General features: G+C 65.7%; 18 protein-coding genes. 14 read left to right on the top strand and 4 right to left on the bottom strand.

Going from position 1 to position 20,222, the window contains the following annotated elements; genetic code table 11:
* The first annotated feature begins 6 nt into the window (after positions 1–6).
* Together plsY and ACH2A7_RS11505 are read left to right on the top strand one after the other, a co-directional pair.
* On the top strand, positions 7–690 hold the full coding sequence (plsY, locus tag ACH2A7_RS11510; protein ID WP_394962077.1) for a glycerol-3-phosphate 1-O-acyltransferase PlsY: 684 nt from the start codon (positions 7–9) through the stop codon (positions 688–690).
* Between the two features lie 100 nt (positions 691–790).
* The gene (locus ACH2A7_RS11505; protein ID WP_394962076.1) at positions 791–1,747 is read left to right on the top strand and encodes a D-2-hydroxyacid dehydrogenase; all 957 of its coding nucleotides are present in this window, start codon (positions 791–793) and stop codon (positions 1,745–1,747) included.
* 72 nt (positions 1,748–1,819) lie between these two features.
* Here the strand turns inward: ACH2A7_RS11505 and pnuC are convergent, their stop codons facing one another.
* The 4 genes from pnuC to ACH2A7_RS11485 all read right to left on the bottom strand — a co-directional run bounded on the left by pnuC (position 1,820) and on the right by ACH2A7_RS11485 (position 5,384).
* Positions 1,820–2,509: a nicotinamide riboside transporter PnuC gene (gene pnuC, locus ACH2A7_RS11500; protein ID WP_394962075.1), complete on the bottom strand. Its 690-nt coding sequence runs from the start codon at positions 2,507–2,509 to the stop codon at positions 1,820–1,822.
* A gap of 167 nt (positions 2,510–2,676) precedes the next feature.
* On the bottom strand, positions 2,677–4,206 hold the full coding sequence (locus ACH2A7_RS11495) for a YifB family Mg chelatase-like AAA ATPase (protein ID WP_394962074.1): 1,530 nt from the start codon (positions 4,204–4,206) through the stop codon (positions 2,677–2,679).
* 36 nt (positions 4,207–4,242) lie between these two features.
* Entirely contained in the window at positions 4,243–4,824 is a 582-nt protein-coding gene (locus ACH2A7_RS11490) for a chromate transporter (protein WP_394962073.1), read from the bottom strand.
* Positions 4,821–5,384 carry a chromate transporter gene (locus ACH2A7_RS11485; RefSeq protein ID WP_394962072.1) on the bottom strand — a complete coding sequence of 188 codons (564 nt, stop codon included), beginning with the start codon at positions 5,382–5,384 and terminating at the stop codon, positions 4,821–4,823. Before ACH2A7_RS11485 ends, ACH2A7_RS11490 begins: the two co-directional genes overlap by 4 nt.
* Before the next feature lie 184 nt (positions 5,385–5,568).
* On the opposite strand from ACH2A7_RS11485, the gene ACH2A7_RS11480 reads away from it, so the two are divergent.
* The 12 genes from ACH2A7_RS11480 to ACH2A7_RS11425 all read left to right on the top strand — a co-directional run.
* Positions 5,569–7,281 carry a phospho-sugar mutase gene (locus tag ACH2A7_RS11480; protein ID WP_394962071.1) on the top strand — a complete coding sequence of 571 codons (1,713 nt, stop codon included), beginning with the start codon at positions 5,569–5,571 and terminating at the stop codon, positions 7,279–7,281.
* A gap of 111 nt (positions 7,282–7,392) precedes the next feature.
* Entirely contained in the window at positions 7,393–7,791 is a 399-nt protein-coding gene (locus ACH2A7_RS11475; RefSeq protein WP_394962070.1) for a hypothetical protein, read from the top strand.
* Positions 7,792–7,806: 15 nt separating this feature from the next.
* Positions 7,807–8,580, top strand: a complete 774-nt coding sequence (locus ACH2A7_RS11470; protein ID WP_394962069.1) for a hypothetical protein — start codon at positions 7,807–7,809, stop codon at positions 8,578–8,580.
* 309 nt (positions 8,581–8,889) lie between these two features.
* Positions 8,890–9,093 carry a 50S ribosomal protein L31 gene (rpmE, locus tag ACH2A7_RS11465; protein WP_177521456.1) on the top strand — a complete coding sequence of 68 codons (204 nt, stop codon included), beginning with the start codon at positions 8,890–8,892 and terminating at the stop codon, positions 9,091–9,093.
* 69 nt (positions 9,094–9,162) lie between these two features.
* Complete coding sequence (locus ACH2A7_RS11460) at positions 9,163–9,783, top strand: IMPACT family protein (RefSeq protein ID WP_394962068.1); 621 nt, start codon at positions 9,163–9,165, stop codon at positions 9,781–9,783.
* A gap of 108 nt (positions 9,784–9,891) precedes the next feature.
* A complete protein-coding gene (locus ACH2A7_RS11455; RefSeq protein WP_394962067.1) occupies positions 9,892–10,899 on the top strand; it encodes a deoxyguanosinetriphosphate triphosphohydrolase in 1,008 nt (335 codons plus the stop codon).
* Between the two features lie 31 nt (positions 10,900–10,930).
* Positions 10,931–12,688: a DNA primase gene (dnaG, locus tag ACH2A7_RS11450; RefSeq protein ID WP_394962066.1), complete on the top strand. Its 1,758-nt coding sequence runs from the start codon at positions 10,931–10,933 to the stop codon at positions 12,686–12,688.
* Positions 12,689–12,772: 84 nt separating this feature from the next.
* Positions 12,773–14,014 carry an RNA polymerase sigma factor RpoD gene (rpoD, locus tag ACH2A7_RS11445; protein WP_394962065.1) on the top strand — a complete coding sequence of 414 codons (1,242 nt, stop codon included), beginning with the start codon at positions 12,773–12,775 and terminating at the stop codon, positions 14,012–14,014.
* Positions 14,015–14,158: 144 nt separating this feature from the next.
* Positions 14,159–14,683: an RNA polymerase sigma factor gene (locus ACH2A7_RS11440; protein ID WP_394962064.1), complete on the top strand. Its 525-nt coding sequence runs from the start codon at positions 14,159–14,161 to the stop codon at positions 14,681–14,683.
* Entirely contained in the window at positions 14,680–15,714 is a 1,035-nt protein-coding gene (locus ACH2A7_RS11435; RefSeq protein ID WP_394962063.1) for a hypothetical protein, read from the top strand. Before ACH2A7_RS11440 ends, ACH2A7_RS11435 begins: the two co-directional genes overlap by 4 nt.
* A gap of 294 nt (positions 15,715–16,008) precedes the next feature.
* Positions 16,009–19,830, top strand: coding sequence for a DNA-directed RNA polymerase subunit beta (locus ACH2A7_RS11430; protein WP_394962062.1), 3,822 nt, complete (start codon positions 16,009–16,011; stop codon positions 19,828–19,830).
* Between the two features lie 62 nt (positions 19,831–19,892).
* Positions 19,893–20,222 (top strand): hypothetical protein (locus ACH2A7_RS11425; RefSeq protein WP_394962061.1); only part of this gene is annotated, 330 nt, incomplete at its 3' end.

Genomic DNA, 20,222 nt, shown 5'->3' with positions numbered 1-20,222 from the left:
CAGACCATGACTCTGACCCAGGCGGTGCTCTTTATGGGCGCCATCCCGCTGCTGGTGGGCTATCTCTTCGGCAGCATCAACTTCGGCGTGGTGGTGAGCCGCTGCCTCTACCACGAGGACATCCGCACCAAGGGCAGCGGCAACGCAGGCACCACCAACATCCTGCGCACCTACGGCAAAAAGGCCGCGGCCCTCACCCTGGCGGGCGACATGCTCAAGGGGGTGGCGGCGGTGATGCTCTGCCGCTGGGCGGGCACGCTGCTCACCGGCGGCGTGGCGGTCAACGGCGTCTATGCCGGGTATCTGGCGGCCATCGGCGCGGTGTGCGGCCATCTGTGGCCGGTGTGGTTCGGCTTCAAGGGCGGCAAGGGCGTGGCGGTGGCCGCCGGGGCCATCCTGGCCAGCGAGCCGGTGGTGCTGCTGGCGCTGGCGGTGGTCTTCTTTTCCATCGCCTTCGCGAGCCGCATCGTCAGCCTCGCCTCGGTGACGGTGGCGGTGCTCTATCCCGTCTTTACCGGCCTTTACAGCTGGTACGCCGGGCGGGACGTGCTGTTCACCACCCTGTGCGCCCTGGCCATGGCCGTGCTGGTGGTCTGGATGCACCGGGCCAACATCCGGCGCCTGTTGAACGGCACCGAATACCGCTTCGGCGAGAAAAAGCGGGACGAAACAACACAGGAAAAACAATGAGCGCGCCTGCGCGCCGCCGGGTCCGGGCAGGGGTTTCTGCCCGGACCTTTTGCGCTGGCCGCGGCGCTTTTGCAGGCAAACCGCAGAAGGAGTGCGATCCATGAACATCCTTGTCACCCTGCCGCTGAACGACGGCCAGCGGGCGCGTCTTGCCGCCGCCGCGCCGGGCCATCCGATGCGCTTTGTGGAAAAGGCGGCGGCGGGCCCCGCCGACCTGGAATGGGCGCAGATCATCCTGGGCAACCTGGCCGACCCCGCCCAGCTGCGCCATTGCCGGTCGCTGCGCTGGCTCCAGCTGAACAACGCCGGCACCGAGGGCTACTGCGTCCCCGGCCGGCTGCCGGCGGGGGCGGTGCTCACCAACGCCACCGGGGCCTACGGCACGGTGATCGCCGAGTATATGCTGGCGGCGCTGCTGGCGCTGTTCCGGCGGCTGCCGGACTATCTGGAAAACCAGAGGGGACACCGGTGGCAGCCCCTGGGCTTTATCCGGCTGCTGGCCGGCAGCCGGGTGCTGGTGGTGGGCTTCGGGGACATCGGCCGCTCCTTTGGCCGGCGGGCCGCCGCCCTGGGGGCCGAGGTGGTGGGGGTGCGCCGCCGCCCCGCCGCAGCCCCTGACTGGGTCCTGAGGGTGTACGGCCCCGACCGGCTGGACGAGCTGCTGCCCGCCGCCGACGTGGTGGCCCTGTGCCTGCCGGGGGGCGACGCCACCCGGCACACCCTGGACGCCCGCCGCATCGGCCTTTTGAAGCAGGGGGCGGTGGTGCTCAACGTGGGCCGGGGCAGCGCGGTGGACACCGACGCTCTCTGCCGCGCCCTGGAGAGGGGGCGGCTCGGCGGGGCCGCGCTGGACGTCACCGACCCGGAGCCGCTGCCGGCGGATCACCCGCTGTGGAGCGCCCCCAACACCATCCTCACGCCCCATGTGTCGGGGCAGTACGCCCAGCCGGAGACGCTGGAGCGGGTGGTGGAACTGTGTGAGGAAAATCTGCGCCGGTTTTTCGCCGGGCAGCCGCTGCGCAGCGTGGTGGATCCCGCCACCGGCTACGCCCGCTGACATAAAAAGCAAGGCCGCCGGGCCGTCCCTCGGGAAGGGGGGACGGCCCGGCGGCCGTTTTGACTGCCAGGATCAGGCGGTCTGCTGGCGCAGCATCCGCCGCCAGTTGCGGAACCCGTAGAGGTCGTTGGCCAGGAAGGCGATAAAGCACATGAGCATGGACACCGCCCCCGGGTCCTCGGCCGCGGCCAGCGCCCAAAGCACGATCAGCACCAGGTCGTTGAGGGCGTAGCCCACGGCGAACCAGGGGCTGCGCCGCCAGGAGAGGTACACCGCGATGGTGCTGGTGGAGATGGACACGATGCTGGGTACCAGGTTCGCGGTGTTCAGCGCCCGCAGCAGGAAACCGAACACCACCGTGACCGCCGCCGTCACCACCGCCAGCCAGAGCAGGTCCAACGGCCGCAGCCGGTTCACCTGCACACACATCCGGTCGCCGTTGTAGGGGTTGCGCAGCCAGATCACCAGCGTCACCACCGACATGGGGAAGGTCATGCCCAGATAGGTGATCATCTCGCCGTAATAGGCGTAGTGCCAGGATATGAAGCCGTAGAGCAGGCAGAAGGCGATGCCGATGACCTGCCCCACGGGATTGCCCTTGGCGTTGAACAAAAGAGAGGTGACGCCGATGAGGGAGGCCGCCAGCGCGGTGAGGTTTCCCCGGTCAAAGGCCAGAAAGGCGGCAAGGATCAGGGTCACGGAGGAAAGCCAGAGCAGCTTTTCCGCCCGGGAAAAATAGTTGTGCAAAGCGAGTGCGTTCAATCGGTACCCTCCAAAAAAACGGCATCCGCCTGCGCATCTTCAAAGACCTAACGATGCGCAAACGAATGCCGCAGCATTCTCTACCCGGTGGCAGGATCCGGCCGGAACCGACCGTTCTCATATAGTAGCACATTCCCCGGCAAAAGGCAAGGCGCGCGGCGAAACGCTCATTTGTCGTACCAGTATTTGCGGTCCAGCGAGCGGTATTGCAGCGCCTCGGCCAGATGCACCGCGCCGATCTGCTCGCAGCCCGCCAGGTCGGCGATGGTGCGGCTGACCTTGAGGATGCGGTCGTAGGCCCGGGCGGAGAGCCCCAGCCGGTCGAAGGCCGCCTGGAGCAGGGCGGCGGCCGCCGCGTCCGGCTGGCAGTAGCGGCGCAGCAGCCGCCCCGACAACTCGCTGTTACAGCGGATGCCCTCGCCGGCGTAGCGGGCGGACTGGACGGCCCGGGCGGCGATGACCCGTTTGCGGATGTCGGCACTGCACTCGGCCTGCTGGCTGCCGGCCAGTTCGTCGTACTGCACCGGCCCCACCTCCACATGCAGGTCGATGCGGTCCAGCAGCGGGCCGCTCACCCGGTGGCGGTAGCGCTCGATGGCGCTGGGGGTGCAGGTGCAGGCCCGGGTGGGGTGGCCGAAATAGCCGCATTTGCAGGGGTTCATGGCCGCCAGCAGGATAAACCGGCTTGGCCAGGTCACCGTGGCCGCGGCCCGGCTCACCGTCACCTTGCCGTCCTCCACCGGCTGCCGCAGCACCTCCAGCGCGTCCCGGTGAAACTCCGGCAGTTCGTCCAGAAACAGCACGCCGTTGTGGGCCAGGCTCACCTCGCCCGGGCGGGCGTTGGCGCCGCCGCCCGCCAGCGCCGCCGCGCTGACGCTGTGATGGGGGCTGCGGAAGGGCCGCTGGCGCACAAGGCCGGTGCCCGCGGGCAAAAGGCCCGCCACCGAACAGATGGCGGTGCACTCCAGCGCCTCCTCCGGGGTCAGCGGCGGCAGGATGCCGGGCATGCGCTTGGCCAGCATGCTTTTGCCGGTGCCCGGCGGGCCGATCATCAGCAGGTTGTGGCCGCCCGCGGCGGCGATCTCCAGCCCCCGGCGGGCCGCCAGCTGGCCTTTTACATCCGCGAAGTCCAGCCCTTCCCATGTATCCTGCGGCACAAAGGGCTGCGGCGGAGTGGGGGAGAGCCGCGCCTCCCCCCGCAGGTGAGCCACCACCTCGCCGGCGGTGGCGGCGCCCAGCACGGTGAGCCCTTCCACCGCCGCCGCCTCGGCGGCGTTCTCGGCGGGCACGAACAGGGTCGTCACGCCCGCCTTCGCGGCGGCCAGCGCCATGGGCAGCATGCCGGTCACCGGGCGCAGCGCCCCGCTCAGCGAAAGCTCCCCCACAAAGGCGCAGCCGGCGTCCACAGCCGGCAGCTGGCCGCTGGCGCACAAAAGGGCCAGCAGCACCGGCAGGTCGTACACCGGTCCGGTCTTGCGCAGCCGTGCCGGGGCCAGGTTCACCGTGATGCGGCTGGCCGGCCAGGTGTATCCCAGGTTTTTCGCGGCGCTGCGCACCCGGTCGGCGGATTCCTTCACCGCGCTGTCCGGCAGGCCCACGATGCTGAACTGGGGCAGGCCGCCGCTGATGTCCGCCTCGGCGGTGACAGCAAAGCCCGCAAGGCCCTGCACCCCGAAGCTGTTCACCCGTGCAAACATACCGTCGCCTCCTCTGGGCATTGAAACAGGAATGGATCAGGCGGGGAAGCGGAACACCGCCCCCACGATGCCCGCGAACACGATGAAAGCCACCGGGTGGATCTTGGGGAATTTGCGCTGGCCGATGAAGATCACCGCGCCCAGGATCACCGCCGGCCAGACCACGGCGCTGCCCCATGCGCCCGCCTGGATGGAGGGCAGGCTCACCAGCGTCACCTCGGCCACGCTCACGCCCGCGGCGGCCACCAGCGCCACCGAGGCGGGCCGCAGCCCGTAGAGCCCCTTCTGCACCAGGGGGTTGTCCTTGAACTTGTTCAGCATCCGGGCGATGATGAGGATGATGACGATGGAGGGGCTGATGAGGCCCAGGGTGGCGATGATGCCGCCGGGCACGCCGGCGGTGATGTAGCCGGCATAGGTGGCCATGTTGATGCCCAGAGCGCCGGGGGTGCTCTCGCTCACCGCGATCATGTTGGCCACGTCGGAGGCGGTGAACCAGCCGATGGTGTCGGCCATGTCATACAGGAAGGGCAGGGTGGCGAGCCCGCCGCCGATGGCGAACAGGCCCACCTTGACAAACTCGTAAAAAAGCCGCAAAAGGGTCAGGATCATGGTCATTCACCCTCCTTCTGCGCGGTTTTCGGGGCCAGCACCAGGCCGGCCAGGGCGGCCGCCACCACATAGACGGCGGGGGAGATGGCAACGGGCAAGAGCCCGCCGAACACCGAGAGCAGGAAGATCACGAGGAAGATGCCCAGTGTGCGCTTGTCCAGCACCGATTTCTTCCACAGCCGCAGCACCGCGTTCAGGATCAGCACGCACACGCACACCCGCACGCCGCCGAAGGCGCTGCGCACGATGGGGTAGGTGAGCAGGTAGCCCAGGCCCGCCGCCACCAGCGACAGCAGGATGATGGGGAAGAAGGTGAAGCCCACGGTGGCGACGATGCCGCCCAGTACGCCTTTGCGCTTGTTGCCGATGAAGGTGGAGACATTCACCGCGATGATGCCCGGGGTGCACTGGCCAATGGCAAAATAGTCCGCCATTTCCTCCTCGGTGGCCCAGCCGCGCTTGTCCACGCATTCCCGCTGCAGAATGGGCAGCATGGCGTAGCCGCCGCCAAAGGTGACCCCGCCGATCTTGGCAAAGGTCCAGAACAGATCAAAATACTCTTTCAAGATTCCGCCTCCCAGTGGAAAAATTCTTTGTTAAGTATAGCACACCGGCCCCCCAAATGCCACCGGGACAGCGGCGGAAAACGCCCCCTTTTTTGTTGACATTCCACGCTGCCACAGCTACAATAAATACAACTGGATACTTTCCACAAAAAGTGTCGAAAACTTTAAAAAGCAGGTGGAAGTTATGTATAAAGACGAGTACGGGCGCTGGCTCGCTTATCCTCTGTACGACCCCGACCTCAAGCCGGAACTGGAGAGCATCGCCGGCGACGACGATGCCATCAAGGATCGGTTCGCCGTGGCGCTGAAGTTCGGCACCGCCGGCCTGCGGGGAGTCATCGGCGCCGGCACCAACCGGATGAACGTGTATGTGGTGCGCCAGGCCACCCAGGGCCTTGCCAACTGGGTCCGCACCCAGGGCGGCAGCCAGACGGTGGCCATCAGCTACGACAGCCGCATCAAGAGCGACGTGTTCGCCAAAGCCGCCGCCGAGGTGCTGGCCGCCAACGGGGTGAAGGTGCGCATCTACAAGGCGCTGATGCCGGTGCCCGCGTTGAGTTTTGCCACCCGCTACTACCACTGCAACGCCGGCATCATGGTCACCGCCAGCCACAACCCGGCCAAATACAACGGCTACAAGGCCTACGGACCGGACGGCTGCCAGATGACCGACGAGGCCGCCGACGTGGTCTACGCCGAGATCCAGAAGACCGACGTGCTCAGCGGCGCCAGGACCATGCCCTTTGACGAGGCGATGGCCGCCGGCCTGATCGAGTATGTGGGCGAGGACTGCTATGAGGCCCTGTATGCCGCCATCGAGAGCCGCCAGGTGCGGCCGGGCCTGTGCGCCAAAGCGGGGCTCAAGCTGGTGTACAGCCCGCTGAACGGCAGCGGCCTTGTGCCGGTGACCCGCGTGCTGGGCGACATCGGCATCACCGACATCACCGTGGTGCCCGAGCAGAAAAACCCGGACGGCAACTTCCCCACCTGCCCCTATCCCAACCCCGAGATCTTCGAGGCGCTGCGCCTGGGGCTGGAGTTGGCGGAAAAGTCCGGCGCGGATCTGATGCTGGCCACCGACCCGGACGCCGACCGGGTGGGCATTGCCGTGCGCTGCAAGGACGGCAGTTACCAGCTGCTCACCGGCAACGAGGTGGGCGTGCTGCTGCTGGACTACATCTGCGCCGGCCGCATCGAGAAGGGCACCATGCCCGAAAAGCCGGTGATGGTCAAGAGCATCGTGTCCACCCCGCTGGCGGACGTGGTGGCCGCCCACTACGGCGTGGAGTGCCGCAACGTGCTCACCGGCTTCAAGTGGATCGGCGACCAGATCGCCCGGCTGGAGGCCGCGGGCGAGGTGGAGCGGTTCATCTTCGGCTTTGAGGAGAGCTATGGCTACCTGGCCGGCAGCTATGTGCGGGACAAGGACGCCATCATCGGCAGCATGCTCATCTGCGAGATGGCCGCCTACTACCGCAGCGTCGGCTCCTCCATCAAGGAGGAACTGGAGCGCATCTATGCCCAGTACGGCCGCTACCTGAACAAGGTGGACTCCTACGAGTTCCCCGGCCTGTCCGGCATGGACAAGATGGCCGGCATCATGCAGAAGCTGCGCAGCGAGCCCCCGACGGAATTTGCCGGCCACAAGGTAGTCACCGTGGCCGACTACCAGGCCCGCACCCTCACCGAGGTCGCCACCGGCAAGACGACCCCCATCGACCTGCCCGCCGCCAACGTGCTGATTTATGCGCTGGAGGGCGGCGCCACCGTGGTGGTGCGCCCCAGCGGCACCGAGCCCAAGATCAAGACCTACTTCACCACCCTGGGCAAGGACCTGGCCGAGGCCGAGGCCCAGAAGGAGGCCCTGGCCGCCGCCCTCAAGCCCCTGCTGGCCTGAACCTGACCTGCACCATCGAACCGCCCCGCCTTTTTGCGGGGCGGTTTTTCCTTTCTTTGCGCAATAATGGACGGCGCGCGGGCGTTTCCTTTACAGAAGGGGGGATGTGCTGTGAAGAGACGATGGTCTTTCATCGCGGGCGGCCTGCTCGCGGCGGGCGTGCTGCTGTTTGCTTTGAGGGGCTGGAGACCTTATAAAGACCTGAACGCCGCGGATATCGTCTCGGCGACGGTGCATCTGACCCCGCCGGACGAGACGGTGGAGATCAAAGACCGCGGCGAACTGGCCGGATGCCTCCGGCAACTGGTGGTCTGGCAAAAAAGCGACGCATTCCGGGCGTACAGCGGCCAGTCTGTCACGTTTACCCTGGCGATGGCGGACGGCTCCCGGCAGGAAGTCATGGTTTGCGCCCTGTTCGTTGTGATCAATGGAACAGGGTATAAAGCAAAATACGAACCCTGTGAAGCCTTGAGCCGCTATGCGAATGGCGCACTGGAAAATATACAATAAAAGGGGGCTTTGCCTGTGAGACGTTTTTTGGCTTTGCTGCTCGCGGTGTGCCTGGCGGGCTGCGCCGCCCCGGCGCCCGGCGCCGGCTCGCCGGCACCGGCCACCGAAGCGGGGGAGGAGTCAATGGTCTGCCGCATTGCCGACGGGGCGGAAAGCGGCAGTCTGATGCTGTCCGAACAGCGGGAGGGGGGAAGCCTTTACCGCATGAGCGCCGCGGATGTGCCTGTCACGCTGGACGGGGAGGATGCGAGCGCCGCCGACCTTCGGGACGGTATGTTGGTCACGGTGTATTTTACCGGCGGGATACAGGAGAGTTACCCCGGCGGCTTTTATCAGGTCAACCGGCTGGCGGCGGTGCGCGAGGGAGCCGACGACCGGGTGGGCCTTGCCCTCGAGGCGCTGGAGGACCTCTGGAGTGAGGACACGGCCTTGAACGAGGGCATCGAGCAGTTGTCGGTGTACATCGACGAGGCGCTGGTGCCCAATGCCGCCGAACGGGCCGCCGCGGCCTGGCGCTTTGCCGAACTGCACCGGCTGCCCCCGCCCATGGATTACAGCTGGCAGGAACTGTGCCGGGCGGGCTATGTGGACGAAGAGACCCTTTCCTGGGAAAAGGGCTGCTACCTGGAACTGAGGGCCGCACAGGACGCCGGGGCGGGGAAGGACCTGTGCTTTGACGCGCAGAAATGGCGGGGCGGCCTGGCGGCCATTCTTTACGCCGGCTGCACCGCGCGGCAGAGCGGGGACGGCGCCTGGGAGTACCGGCGGGGGGATTTCGCCATCGCCTGACGGGCCCCGGCGGGCCAAACCGGCTTGTTCATCTGGTTGGTCTGCAGATGGCCGATGAAGCGTCCCGGCGGCAGGCCGCCGGCCGCCCCGCGCCTGCCGAAGCGGCACAAGGAGCCGGTGAGGACGCCGCCCGGCCCAAAACCGCTTGACACGCCCTCCGGCTTGTGCTATAATTCTTTGGCAATCGTTCCGATGGCTGCTCCGTGCGCACAGGATGGCGCACGCTGGTAGCCTCCCATTGAAGGTTGTGATGGGCGCATGTAAAGAGCATGGCCCCTTGAGTCATGAACCAGAAAGAGGTGAACCGTAATGAAACAGGGCATCCATCCCAAGTATATGGACTGCACCATCACCTGCGCCTGCGGTGAGGTCATCCATACCCGCTCCACCAAGCCGGAGATCCATGTGGAAGTCTGCTCCAAGTGCCATCCCTTCTACACCGGCAAGCAGAAGCTGGTGGACACCGGCGGCCGTGTGGACCGCTTCAACAAGCGTTTCGGCCTGAAGAAGTAAGCAATCCAGTGAAAAGGCGGTTTGGTCACAAACCGCCTTTTTTGTCGCCTTTTGAGGGGGAGAGCGTTCATGGAGGACTACCGCACCATCGCCGGGCGCTCCACCGCCGAGGTGGAGGAAAAGCACAGCCGCTTCATCGCTCTGGCCGCCTTTGCCGACAGCGAGGAAAAGGCCCTGGCCGTGCTGGAAGAGGTGCGCGCCGCCCACCGCACCGCCCGCCACAACGTCTACGCCTATGTGCTGCGCCAGGGGGCCCGCACCCGCTATTCCGACGACGGCGAGCCTGCCAAGACCGCCGGCCTGCCGGTGCTGGAGGCCATCCGCCACGCGGGGCTGACCGACTGCATCGTGGTGGTCACCCGCTACTTCGGCGGCATTTTGCTGGGCACCGGCGGCCTGGTGCGCGCTTACACCGCCAGCGCCGCCGCCGCGCTGGCCGCCGCGAAGGTGGTCACGGTGCGGGCCTGCGTGCGCCTCACGGTGTCGGTGGACTACGCCCTCTACGAGCGGGCGGTCCAGCTTTTGCAGGGCGCGGGCGGCCGGCTGGACGAGCCTGTCTTCGCCGACCGGGTCACCCTCACCGCCCTGCTGCCCGCGGGGGCGGAAGAGCCGCTGCTGCCCGCCTTTGCCCAGCTCAGCCGGGGCGCGGCGGCGCCGCAGATCACCCCGCCCTTTTACGCTCCGCTGTGAACGGGGCCGGCGCGAAAAAATTTTGATTTTTTTAAAGGGTTTTGCCCGATTGCATCGTATATAAAATATACCACAAGTTTTGCCCCTGGCAGAAAGGAGGGTGACCCCATGCCAAACGACCCGCGGGAATACACCGAACAGGTGGAGGCGCAGACCCTTGCGCCCTGGGCGGCCCAGAGCAGCCGAAGCCGCGGCCGCCTTGTGCCGGAGGAGGAGTGTCCCTTGCGCACCTGCTACCAGCGGGACCGGGACCGCATCATCCACTGCAAGAGTTTCCGGCGCCTCAAGCAAAAGACCCAGGTGTTCCTCTCGCCGGAGGGGGACCACTACCGCACCCGGCTCACCCACACGCTGGAGGTCAGCCAGATCGCCCGCACCATCGCCCGGGCGCTGCGCCTCAACGAGGACCTCACCGAGGCCATCGCCCTGGGGCACGATCTGGGGCACACCCCCTTCGGCCACGCGGGCGAACGGGCGCTGAACAAGCTGTGCCCGGGGGGCTTCAAGCACTACCACCAGAGCGTGCGGGTGGTGGACAAGCTGGAAAAGAACTTCCACGGCCTCAACCTCACCTGGGAGGTGCGCAACGGCATCATCTGCCACACCAAGGGCAAATGGGCCGCCACCCTGGAGGGCCAGGCGGTGCGCTATGCCGACCGCATCGCCTACATGAACCACGACATCGAGGACGCCATCACCGCCGGGGTGCTCTCGCCCCAGGCCCTGCCCGTCGAGATCGTGCAGGTGCTGGGTGATACCAAGAGCCGCCGCATCTCCACCCTCATTCAGGACCTGGTGGCCAACAGCGGCGCGGCGGGCCTGGCTTTTAGCCCGCTGGTGGGGGAGGCCTACGAGGCGCTCCACGACTTCATGTACTCCACCGTCTATGTGGACAAAGAGGCCAAGCGGGAGGAGCAGAAGGTGGAGAAGGTCATCGCCGAGCTCTATGAGCGGATGCTGGAGGACCCGGGCCTTCTGCCCGACGGCTTTTTGCAGATCGCTTACCAGGAGGGGGCCGACCGGGCCGTCACCGATTATATCAGCGGCATGAGCGACGAGTTCGCCATCCGCATGTTCGAAGATCTGTTCGTGCCGAAAAAGTGGCATATTCTCTGACAAAAGCGCCGCGCGGAGGAGGTGAGGGCGGATGATCCCGCGGGAATACATCGACGAGGTGGTGCGCCGCAGTGACATCACCGACATCGTCAGCGGCTATGTGCAGCTGCGCCACCGGGGCCGCACCCACACCGGCCTGTGCCCCTTCCACAGCGAAAAGACCCCCTCCTTCGTGGTCTACCCCGAGACCCAGAGTTTTTACTGCTTCGGTTGCGGGGCGGGGGGCGACGTGATCACCTTCGTGCGCAAGATCAACAACCTGGACTATGTGGAAGCGGTGAAGATGCTGGCGGGCCGGGCGGGCATGCCCATGCCCGAGGAGGATGACAAGACCGGCCGGCTGCGCAGCCGGGTACTGGCCATCAACAAGGAGGCCGCCCGCTTTTTCTACGAGCAGCTCAACGCGGACAACGACGCCGCCCGCACCGCCCGGGCCTACTGGCGGGGGCGGGGCCTGTCCGACGCCACCATCCGCCGCTTCGGTCTGGGCTATTCGCCCGACGATTTCGGCGCGCTGCGCCGCCATCTGCGGAATAAAGGCTACACCGAGGAGGAGATGCTGGCCTCCGGCCTTGAAAAGCGCAGCGAGAAGGGCAACGTCTACGACGTGTTCCGGGGCCGGGTGATGACCCCCATCTTCGATCTGCGGGGCAACGTCATCGCCTTCGGCGGCCGGGTGCTGGGGGACGAAAAACCTAAGTACATCAACAGCCCCGAGACGCTGGTCTATAAGAAAAGCAAGGCGATGTTCGCCTTAAACATCGCCAAAAAGAGCACCAGCCGGCGCTACATCCTCTGCGAGGGCTACATGGATGTGATCAGCCTGCACCAGGCGGGCTTCGACACCGCGGTGGCCGCCTGCGGCACCGCCCTCACGCCCGACCAGGTGCGGATGCTGGGGGAGTACGCCGACGAGGTGGTGCTCTGCTACGACTCCGACGAGGCGGGCCAGAAGGCCACCGCCCGCAGCCTGGGCCTCTTTGCCGACAGCCCGGTGAAGGTGTCGGTGCTGAACATCCCCGGCGCGAAGGACCCGGACGAGTTCATCAAAAAGTACGGCCGGGAGCGGTTCGAACAGCTGTTGAACGGCACTTCCAACGCCATCGAGTATAAACTGGCCAAGGTGCGGGAAAAGTATGACCTGGCCCGCCCGGCGGACCGGGTGGAGTACATCAAGGAAGCCATCCGCCTGCTGGCCGGCCGGCTTACCCCCACCGAGCGGGAGGTCTACGCCGGGCGGCTGGCGGAGGAGACCGATGTGGCCAAGGCCGGCGTGATGGCCCAGCTGGAGGCGGCGGTGCGCACAAACCGGCGCCGGGCCCAGCGCCAGCGGGAACAAGACCTTTTGAACACCGGCGCCGGGGCGGACATCAAGCTGCCCTACAACGCGCCGGGAGGCGAAAAGGCTTTGGGCGTGGCCAGCGCCGAGCAGCAGCTGGTGGCAGCCCTCATCCGCGACCCCTCCCTCATCCCCCTGGCCCAGGACCGGGTGAAGCCGGAGCAGTTTTTGATGCAGGACATGGCGGCCGCCTACGCCGCCGTGCTGGAGGAGCACCGCCAGGGCCTCCAGCCCGATCTGGCCTCTCTGGCCGCCGCCCTGCCGGAGGAGACGGTGAGCCGCCTCTCGCTGCTCTTGGCCCGCAACTACGACGTGGGCCTGGGCCGGCGGGATGTGGAGATGTACCTGGACCGGCTGGAGCAGAGCGTGCCCAAGAGCGCTTCGGCCGGCGGCATGACCGGTGAACAGCTGGAGGAATACATGGAGCAGCTGCGCCGCAAAAAGGGCTGAAAACGCCTGAACATTGATCCCACGGGCCGCGCGGCCCTGCGATAGCACCCAAAAAAGGATGAAAACCCAGGAGGACGTTCCATTATGGCAGAAAAGAAGAATCTGATCCGCGAACTGATCGAGACCGGCAAGCGCAACGGCAAGCTGACCACCAAGGAGATCAACGACGCCATCGAGGAGAGCGGCTTCGACGTGGAGCAGATCGACAAGCTCTACGAGACCATGGAGAGCCACGGCATCGAGATCGCCGACGAGCCGGACAACGACGCGTTCACCCTCACCGAGGACAGCGTGGACGAGTTCGAGAACTCCCTGTCCGCCGAAGGCGTGGCCATCGACGACCCTGTAAAAGTGTACTTAAAAGAGATCGGCCGGGTGCCGCTGCTCAGCAGCGACGAGGAGGTGCAGCTGGCGCTGGACATCCTGGCCGGCTCCCAGGCGGAGGATCAGAAGAAGGAAGCCTTCCCCGACATCTGGAAGATCGAGAAAAACATCAAACTCACCGAGCCCCAGCGCAAGGCCCAGCTGGAGGAGGCCCGCAAGAGCCTCACCCCCGAGCAGATCGCGCATCTGGACGCGCTGGACGAGGTGCTGCGCAAGGGCGAAAAGGCAAAGCAGCGCCTGTCCGAGGCCAACCTGCGGCTGGTGGTGTCCATCGCCAAGCGGTATGTGGGCCGCGGCATGCAGTTCCTGGACCTGATCCAGGAGGGCAATCTGGGCCTCATCAAGGCGGTGGAGAAGTTCGACCACACCAAGGGCTTCAAGTTCTCCACCTACGCTACCTGGTGGATCCGGCAGGCCATCACCCGCGCCATCGCCGACCAGGCCCGCACCATCCGCATCCCGGTGCACATGGTGGAGACCATCAACAAGGTCAAGAAGGTGTCCAGCCAGCTGCTGCACCAGAACGGCCACGACCCCACGGCGGACGAGATCAGTCAGGCGCTGGACATGCCGGTGGAAAAGGTGCGGGAGATCATGCGGGTCGCCCAGGAGCCGGTGAGCCTGGAGACCCCCATCGGCGAGGAGGAGGACAGCCACCTGGGCGACTTCATCCCCGACGAGGACGCCCCTGTGCCCGCCGAGGCCGCCAGCCACACCCTGCTGAAGGAGCAGCTGTCCAGCGTGCTGTCCACCCTGACCCCCCGCGAGGAGAAGGTGCTGCGGCTGCGCTTCGGCCTGGAGGACGGCCGTCCCCGCACCCTGGAGGAGGTGGGCCACGAGTTCGAGGTCACCCGCGAGCGCATCCGCCAGATCGAGGCCAAGGCTCTGCGCAAGCTGCGCCACCCCAGCCGCTCCAAGAAGCTGAAGGACTTCCTGGACTGATTTCCCATCATCTCTTCTTGCCGCGGGCAGCGTTCTGCCCGCGGCATTTTTTTTGCCCGCCTGTAAGAAACGGGGCCCCCGGGCCGTACTAAGGGGCGAAAGCGCTTCTCAAAAGAAAGAAAGGAGGCGGCCGAAACGGACTGCATGAACGAACAGGAATTGGTGGAGGGCATCGCCCGCCGCAGCGAGGCGGCAGCCGAGGCGCTGGTGGAACAGTACGGCGGGCTGCTGCGGTCGGTCATCCGCCGCCACGCCCCCGGGCTGGACGAAGAGGATGTGCTGGCGGACGCGCTGCTGGCCGTCTGGCAGAATATTGACAGGTTCGACCGAAAGGGCAGCTTCAAAAACTGGGCGGCGGCAGTGGCCCGCTACCGCGCCATCGACGCGGTGCGCCGGGCGGTGCGCAGCCGGCCCGCCGGCGACGCCGCCCAGCTGGAGGCCCTGGGCGGCGGCACGCTGGACGAATATCTGGCGCTGGAACTGGAGGACCTGTTCCGGGGGCTCAGCACCGCCGACCGGGATCTTCTTCTGGCCCGCTACTATTACGGAGAGACCGCCGAAGGGCTGGCGGCGCGGCACAGCATCACGGTGGGGGCGCTGAACACCCGCCTCAGCCGGGCACGCCAGCGCCTTGCACGGCAGCTGCAGGAAAGGAGAGAAACACAGTGAACGATATCTACGACGCGCTGAATCACGTTTCCATGGATCTGGACGGATACACCCCCGTGCCGCTAACGGCAGGGGAGAAAGAACGGCAGGTGCGCCGCCTGCTGGCGGCGGAAAAGGGGCCGCGCCCCGCTGTGCGCATCCACCGCCGGCGGTGGGCCGTGCTGGCGGCCGCCGCGGCCCTCACCGCCTGCCTCGCGGTGGGCGCGGGGGCCGCCCACGCCTGGAGCGGCGACTTCGCCGCCTTCCTGGGTCTGGGCGGCGGGGCGGACAGCCTGGGCGACATGAGCAAGGGCCTGGGCCTCAGCCAGACCCTGCCGGGCGGCACCGTCACCTTGGAGGGCGTTCTGGGCGACGACTACTGCATCTATCTGCCCTTCACCGTGGAAGCCCCCCAGGGGCAGGTGCTGGACGGCACGCTGGACTACGGCTTCGACAACTGCACCCTGTACTCCGACGCCTCCAACGGCATGGTCCAGCATGTGCAGATGCTGCCGGACGACGACCCCACAGACAACAAGTTGCGCTTTGTGATGATGGCCTCCAGCACCGAGCCACTGCGGGGCAAAACGGCGGAGGCGACCGTGTGGAACCTGTTCAGCTACCCCACCGACACCAGCCGCCTCCACGATGAGGACGCGGTGGTGCCCGGCCGGTTCGAGTTCTCCTTCCGGCTGGATTACGAGGACCGCTCCGTTCTTGTCTCGGACCAAAGCACCGATGTGGGCCTGGGCTGGCCCCTGGCCCGGCTGGAACTCTCGCCGGTGTCGGTGTACCTGGAACTGGACGGCCTGCCTGAGGATGAGATGAACCCCGCCTTCGACGCTTCCGTCGTTCTCATCGGCGCCGACGGCAGCCGTCAGGCACTGGTGAGCGACTGGGAGTATGAGCAGACGGGCCAGGGCATTCCCGCCCTGGGTTTTGCCTCGGGCGAAAAGACCGTGTTCCAGCTGTTCCGGGCCATCGACCCGGCGCAGTACACCGCGATCGAGGTGAACGGCGTCTCCTTCCCCCTGGCGGGCTCCGCCGGCTGACCCCCGGAACGCCCGGACGGGCAAAATCGGCAAAACAAAAGCACACGTTCCCGGGCGTTTAACGTCCGGGAACTTTTTTTGCGCAATTGGCGAAAATGGCTTGACAGCGCGGTTTTCCCCGGCTATACTGTTGTAATATAGCATAATGGATTAGAACGCCCTAAAACCGACTTTTCCCACAAAATATTTTTGAAAGTTTGTGAAAAATGCACAAAATATTTTGCGCGAAAAACCGGCGGCGGGGGGTCCCGGATCCGATAAGTATAAGATACAGGATAGGAGTGGACGCTTTTTATGATGAAGGTCAAGCCCGTAACCCTCGGTAAGACCCAGCGTATGAGCTTTTCCCGCATCGATGAGGTCATCGATATGCCCAACCTCATCGAGGTGCAGAAAAACTCGTACAAATGGTTTTTGGACCAGGGCCTGAAAGAGGTCTTTCACGACGTGGCCACCATCGAGGACTTCACCGGCAATCTGGCGCTGGAGTTCATCGACTACCGGCTGGGCGAGCCCAAGTATACCATCAAAGAGTGCAAGGAGCGGGACGCTACCTATGCCGCGCCCCTGCGGGTCACCGCGCGGCTGCTGAACAAGGAGACCGGCGAGGTCAAGGAGCAGGAGATCTTCATGGGCGATTTCCCGCTGATGACCGACGCGGGCACCTTTGTGAACAACGGCGCCGAGCGCGTCATCGTCAGCCAGCTGGTGCGCAGCCCCGGCGTCTACTTCGGCGCCAGCTACGACAAGACCGGCAAAAAGCTCTACACCGCCACCATGAACCCCAACCGGGGCGCCTGGCTGGAGTATGAGACCGACTCCAACGATGTGTTCTACGTGCGCATCGACAAGAACCGCAAGCTGCCGGTCACGGTGCTCATCCGCGCGCTGGGCCTGTCTTCCGACGTCCAGATCCGCGAGTTCTTCGGCGAGGACGAGCGCATCCTGGCCACCCTGGAGAAGGACACCACCAACAACACCGAGGAGGGCCTGCTGGAGACCTACCGCAAGCTGCGCCCCGGCGAGCCCCCCACGGTGGACAGCGCCCAGACCCACCTGAACAACCTGTTCTTTGACCCCCGCCGCTACGACCTGTCCCGTTTCGGCCGGTACAAGATGAACAAGAAGCTGGCCCTGGCCCGGCGCATTGCCGGCTTCACTGCCGCCCGGGACGTGGTGGCCCCGCTCACCGGCGAGCTGCTGATCTCCGCCGGCGAAAAGATCACCCGCGAGACGGCCGAGGCCGCCGAGGCTGCCGGCGTGAGCGTGGTGTACCTGACCATCGACGACAAAGAGGTCAAGATCATCACCAACGGCACCGTGGACGCCGCCCCCTTCTTCAGCTTTGACGTGGCCGAGTGCGGCATCAACGAGAAGGTCAGCTTTGCCGAGCTGCGCGCCATCCTGGACGAAAACCTGGACGAGGCCGGCCAGAAGGAGGCGCTGGAGAAAAACCACGACCGCCTCATCAGCCGCACCGTCACCATCGACGACATCTTCGCCTCCATCAACTACCTGTGCGGCCTGGATCACGGCGTGGGCGTCACCGACGACATCGACCATCTGGGCAACCGCCGCATCCGCAGCGTGGGCGAACTGCTGCAGAACCAGTTCCGCATCGGCTTCTCCCGCATGGAGCGGGTCATCCGCGAGCGCATGACCCTGCAGGCCCAGGACGCCGGCGAGGCCACCCCCCAGAGCCTCATCAACATCCGCCCGGTGGTGGCGGCCATCAAGGAGTTCTTCGGTTCCAGCCCCCTGAGTCAGTTCATGGACCAGAACAACCCCCTGGCCGAACTCACCCACAAGCGGCGCCTGTCCGCCCTGGGCCCCGGCGGCCTGTCCCGTGACCGCGCCGGGTTCGAGGTGCGCGACGTGCACTACAGCCACTACGGCCGCATGTGCCCCATCGAGACCCCTGAAGGCCCCAACATCGGCCTGATCAGCTACCTGGCCACCTTTGCCAAGATCAACGAGTACGGCTTCGTGGAAGCCCCCTACCGCAAGGTGGATAAGGCCACCGGCGTGGTCACCGACGAGGTGGTCTATATGACCGCCGACGTGGAGGACGAGTATGTGGTGGCCCAGGCCAACGAGCCCCTGGACGAGCAGCACCGCTTTGCCAACGCCCGCGTCAACGTGCGCCGCCGCGAGGAGATCATGGAGATCGAGCGGGAAAAGGTGGACTACATGGACGTCAGCCCCAAGATGGTGGTGTCCGTGGCCACGGCCATGATCCCCTTCCTGGAGAACGACGACGCCAACCGCGCCCTGATGGGCTCCAACATGCAGCGGCAGGCCGTGCCTCTCATGATCACCCAGCAGCCCATCGTGGCCACCGGCATGGAGTACAAGGCCGCCTGTGACTCCGGCGTGTGCATCCTGGCCAAGAACGACGGCGTGGTGGAGCATGTGGACGCCGACAAGATCGTGATCCGCACCTCCAAGACCACCACCGACGAGTACGAACTGATCAAGTTCATGCGCTCCAACCAGGGCACCTGCATCAACCAGCGGCCCATCGTCTCCAAGGGCGAGGAGGTCAAGGCCGGTCAGGTCATCGCTGACGGCCCCTCCACCAAGAACGGCGAGATCAGCCTGGGCAAGAACGCCCTCATCGGCTTCATGACCTGGGAGGGCTACAACTACGAGGACGCCGTGCTGATCAACGAGAAGATCGTGCGCGAGGACGTCTATACCTCCATCCACATCGAGGAGTACGAGCTGGAAGCCCGGGAGACCAAGCTTGGGCCCGAGGAGATCACCCGCGACATCCCCAACGTGGGCGAGGACGCCCTGAAGGACCTGGACGAGCGCGGCATCATCCGCATCGGCGCCGAGGTCACCGCCGGCGACATCCTGGTGGGCAAGGTCACCCCCAAGGGCGAGACCGAGCTCACCGCCGAGGAGCGCCTGCTGCGGGCCATCTTCGGCGAGAAGGCCCGCGAGGTGCGCGACACCAGCCTGCGTGTGCCCCACGGCGAGTACGGCATCATCGTGGACGTGAAGGTGTTCACCCCCGACAACTGCGACGAGCTGCAGCCCGGCGTGCGCCAGGTGGTGCGCTGCTACATCGCCCAGAAGCGCAAGATCAGCGTGGGCGACAAGATGGCCGGCCGCCACGGCAACAAGGGCGTTGTGTCCCGCATCCTGCCCCAGGAGGATATGCCCTTCCTGGCCGACGGCACCCCGCTGGACATCGTGCTGAACCCCCTGGGCGTTCCCAGCCGTATGAACATCGGTCAGGTGCTGGAGGTCCATCTGGGCTACGCCGCCAAGGCCCTGGGCTGGAAGGTCATGACCCCGGTCTTCGACGGCGCCCACGAGGAGGACATCCGCGAGTGCTTCCGCCTGGCCAAGGAGAACAGCAGCGGCGACAACATCAAGGAGTACCCCACCAAGCTGGATAAGATCATGAGCCCCACCAATGGCCATGTGATCGACTTCTCCAAGATCGAACTGGACGAGGACGGCAAGAGCACCGTCTACGACGGCCGCACCGGCGAGAAGTTCGACAACCGGGTCACCGTGGGCTACATGTACTACCTCAAGCTGCATCACCTGGTGGACGACAAGATCCACGCCCGCTCCACCGGCCCCTACAGTCTGGTCACCCAGCAGCCTCTGGGCGGCAAGGCCCAGTTCGGCGGCCAGCGCTTCGGCGAGATGGAGGTGTGGGCGCTGGAAGCCTACGGCGCCGCCTACACCCTGCAGGAGATCCTCACCGTCAAGAGTGACGACGTGGTGGGCCGTGTCAAGACCTACGAGGCCATCGTGAAGGGTCAGGACGTGCCCAAGCCCGGCATCCCCGAGAGCTTCCGCGTGCTCATCAAGGAGCTGCAGAGCCTTGGCCTGGACGTTGTGGTGCAGGATTCCAACGGCGACCCTGTGGACCTGAAGCAGAACTTTGACGACGAAGAAGCCGGTTTCGATGTGCGCGACCTGCCCATGGGCGAGGACGTGCTGATGGAAAGCGAACTGAACGACGATTACAGCATCGAGGAGGCGGACACGGACAGCGAGCCCGCCGAGCCCGAGGATTTTGACGCCGAGCCCGACGACCTCTTCACCGAGGACGACAGCTTCGACGACGCCGGCCTGGGCGACGATTTCTGATCGCGGCTGTTCCGGAATGCCCGTCAACATCGAGACAACAGTAATAAGGAAGGGTTCATTGAATGGAATACAACGATTTCGATTCGATTAAAATCGGCCTGGCTTCTCCCGATCAGATCCGCGCCTGGAGCTACGGCGAGGTGAAAAAGCCCGAGACCATCAACTACCGCACCCTGAAGCCCGAGCGGGACGGCCTGTTCTGCGAGCGCATCTTCGGGCCCACGAAGGACTGGGAGTGCCACTGCGGCAAGTACAAGCGCATCCGCTACAAGGGCAAGATCTGCGACCGCTGCGGCGTGGAGGTCACCAAGGCCAAGGTGCGCCGCGAGCGCATGGGCCACATCGAGCTGGCCGCCCCCGTCAGCCACATCTGGTACTTCAAGGGCATCCCC

This window comes from Candidatus Allofournierella merdavium (assembly GCF_944382735.1).
Classification (GTDB): Bacteria; Bacillota; Clostridia; order Oscillospirales; family Ruminococcaceae; genus Allofournierella_A; species Allofournierella_A merdavium.
The sequence above is the reverse complement of the archived record's forward strand: the minus strand, read 5'-3'. Positions and strand labels throughout refer to the sequence as shown.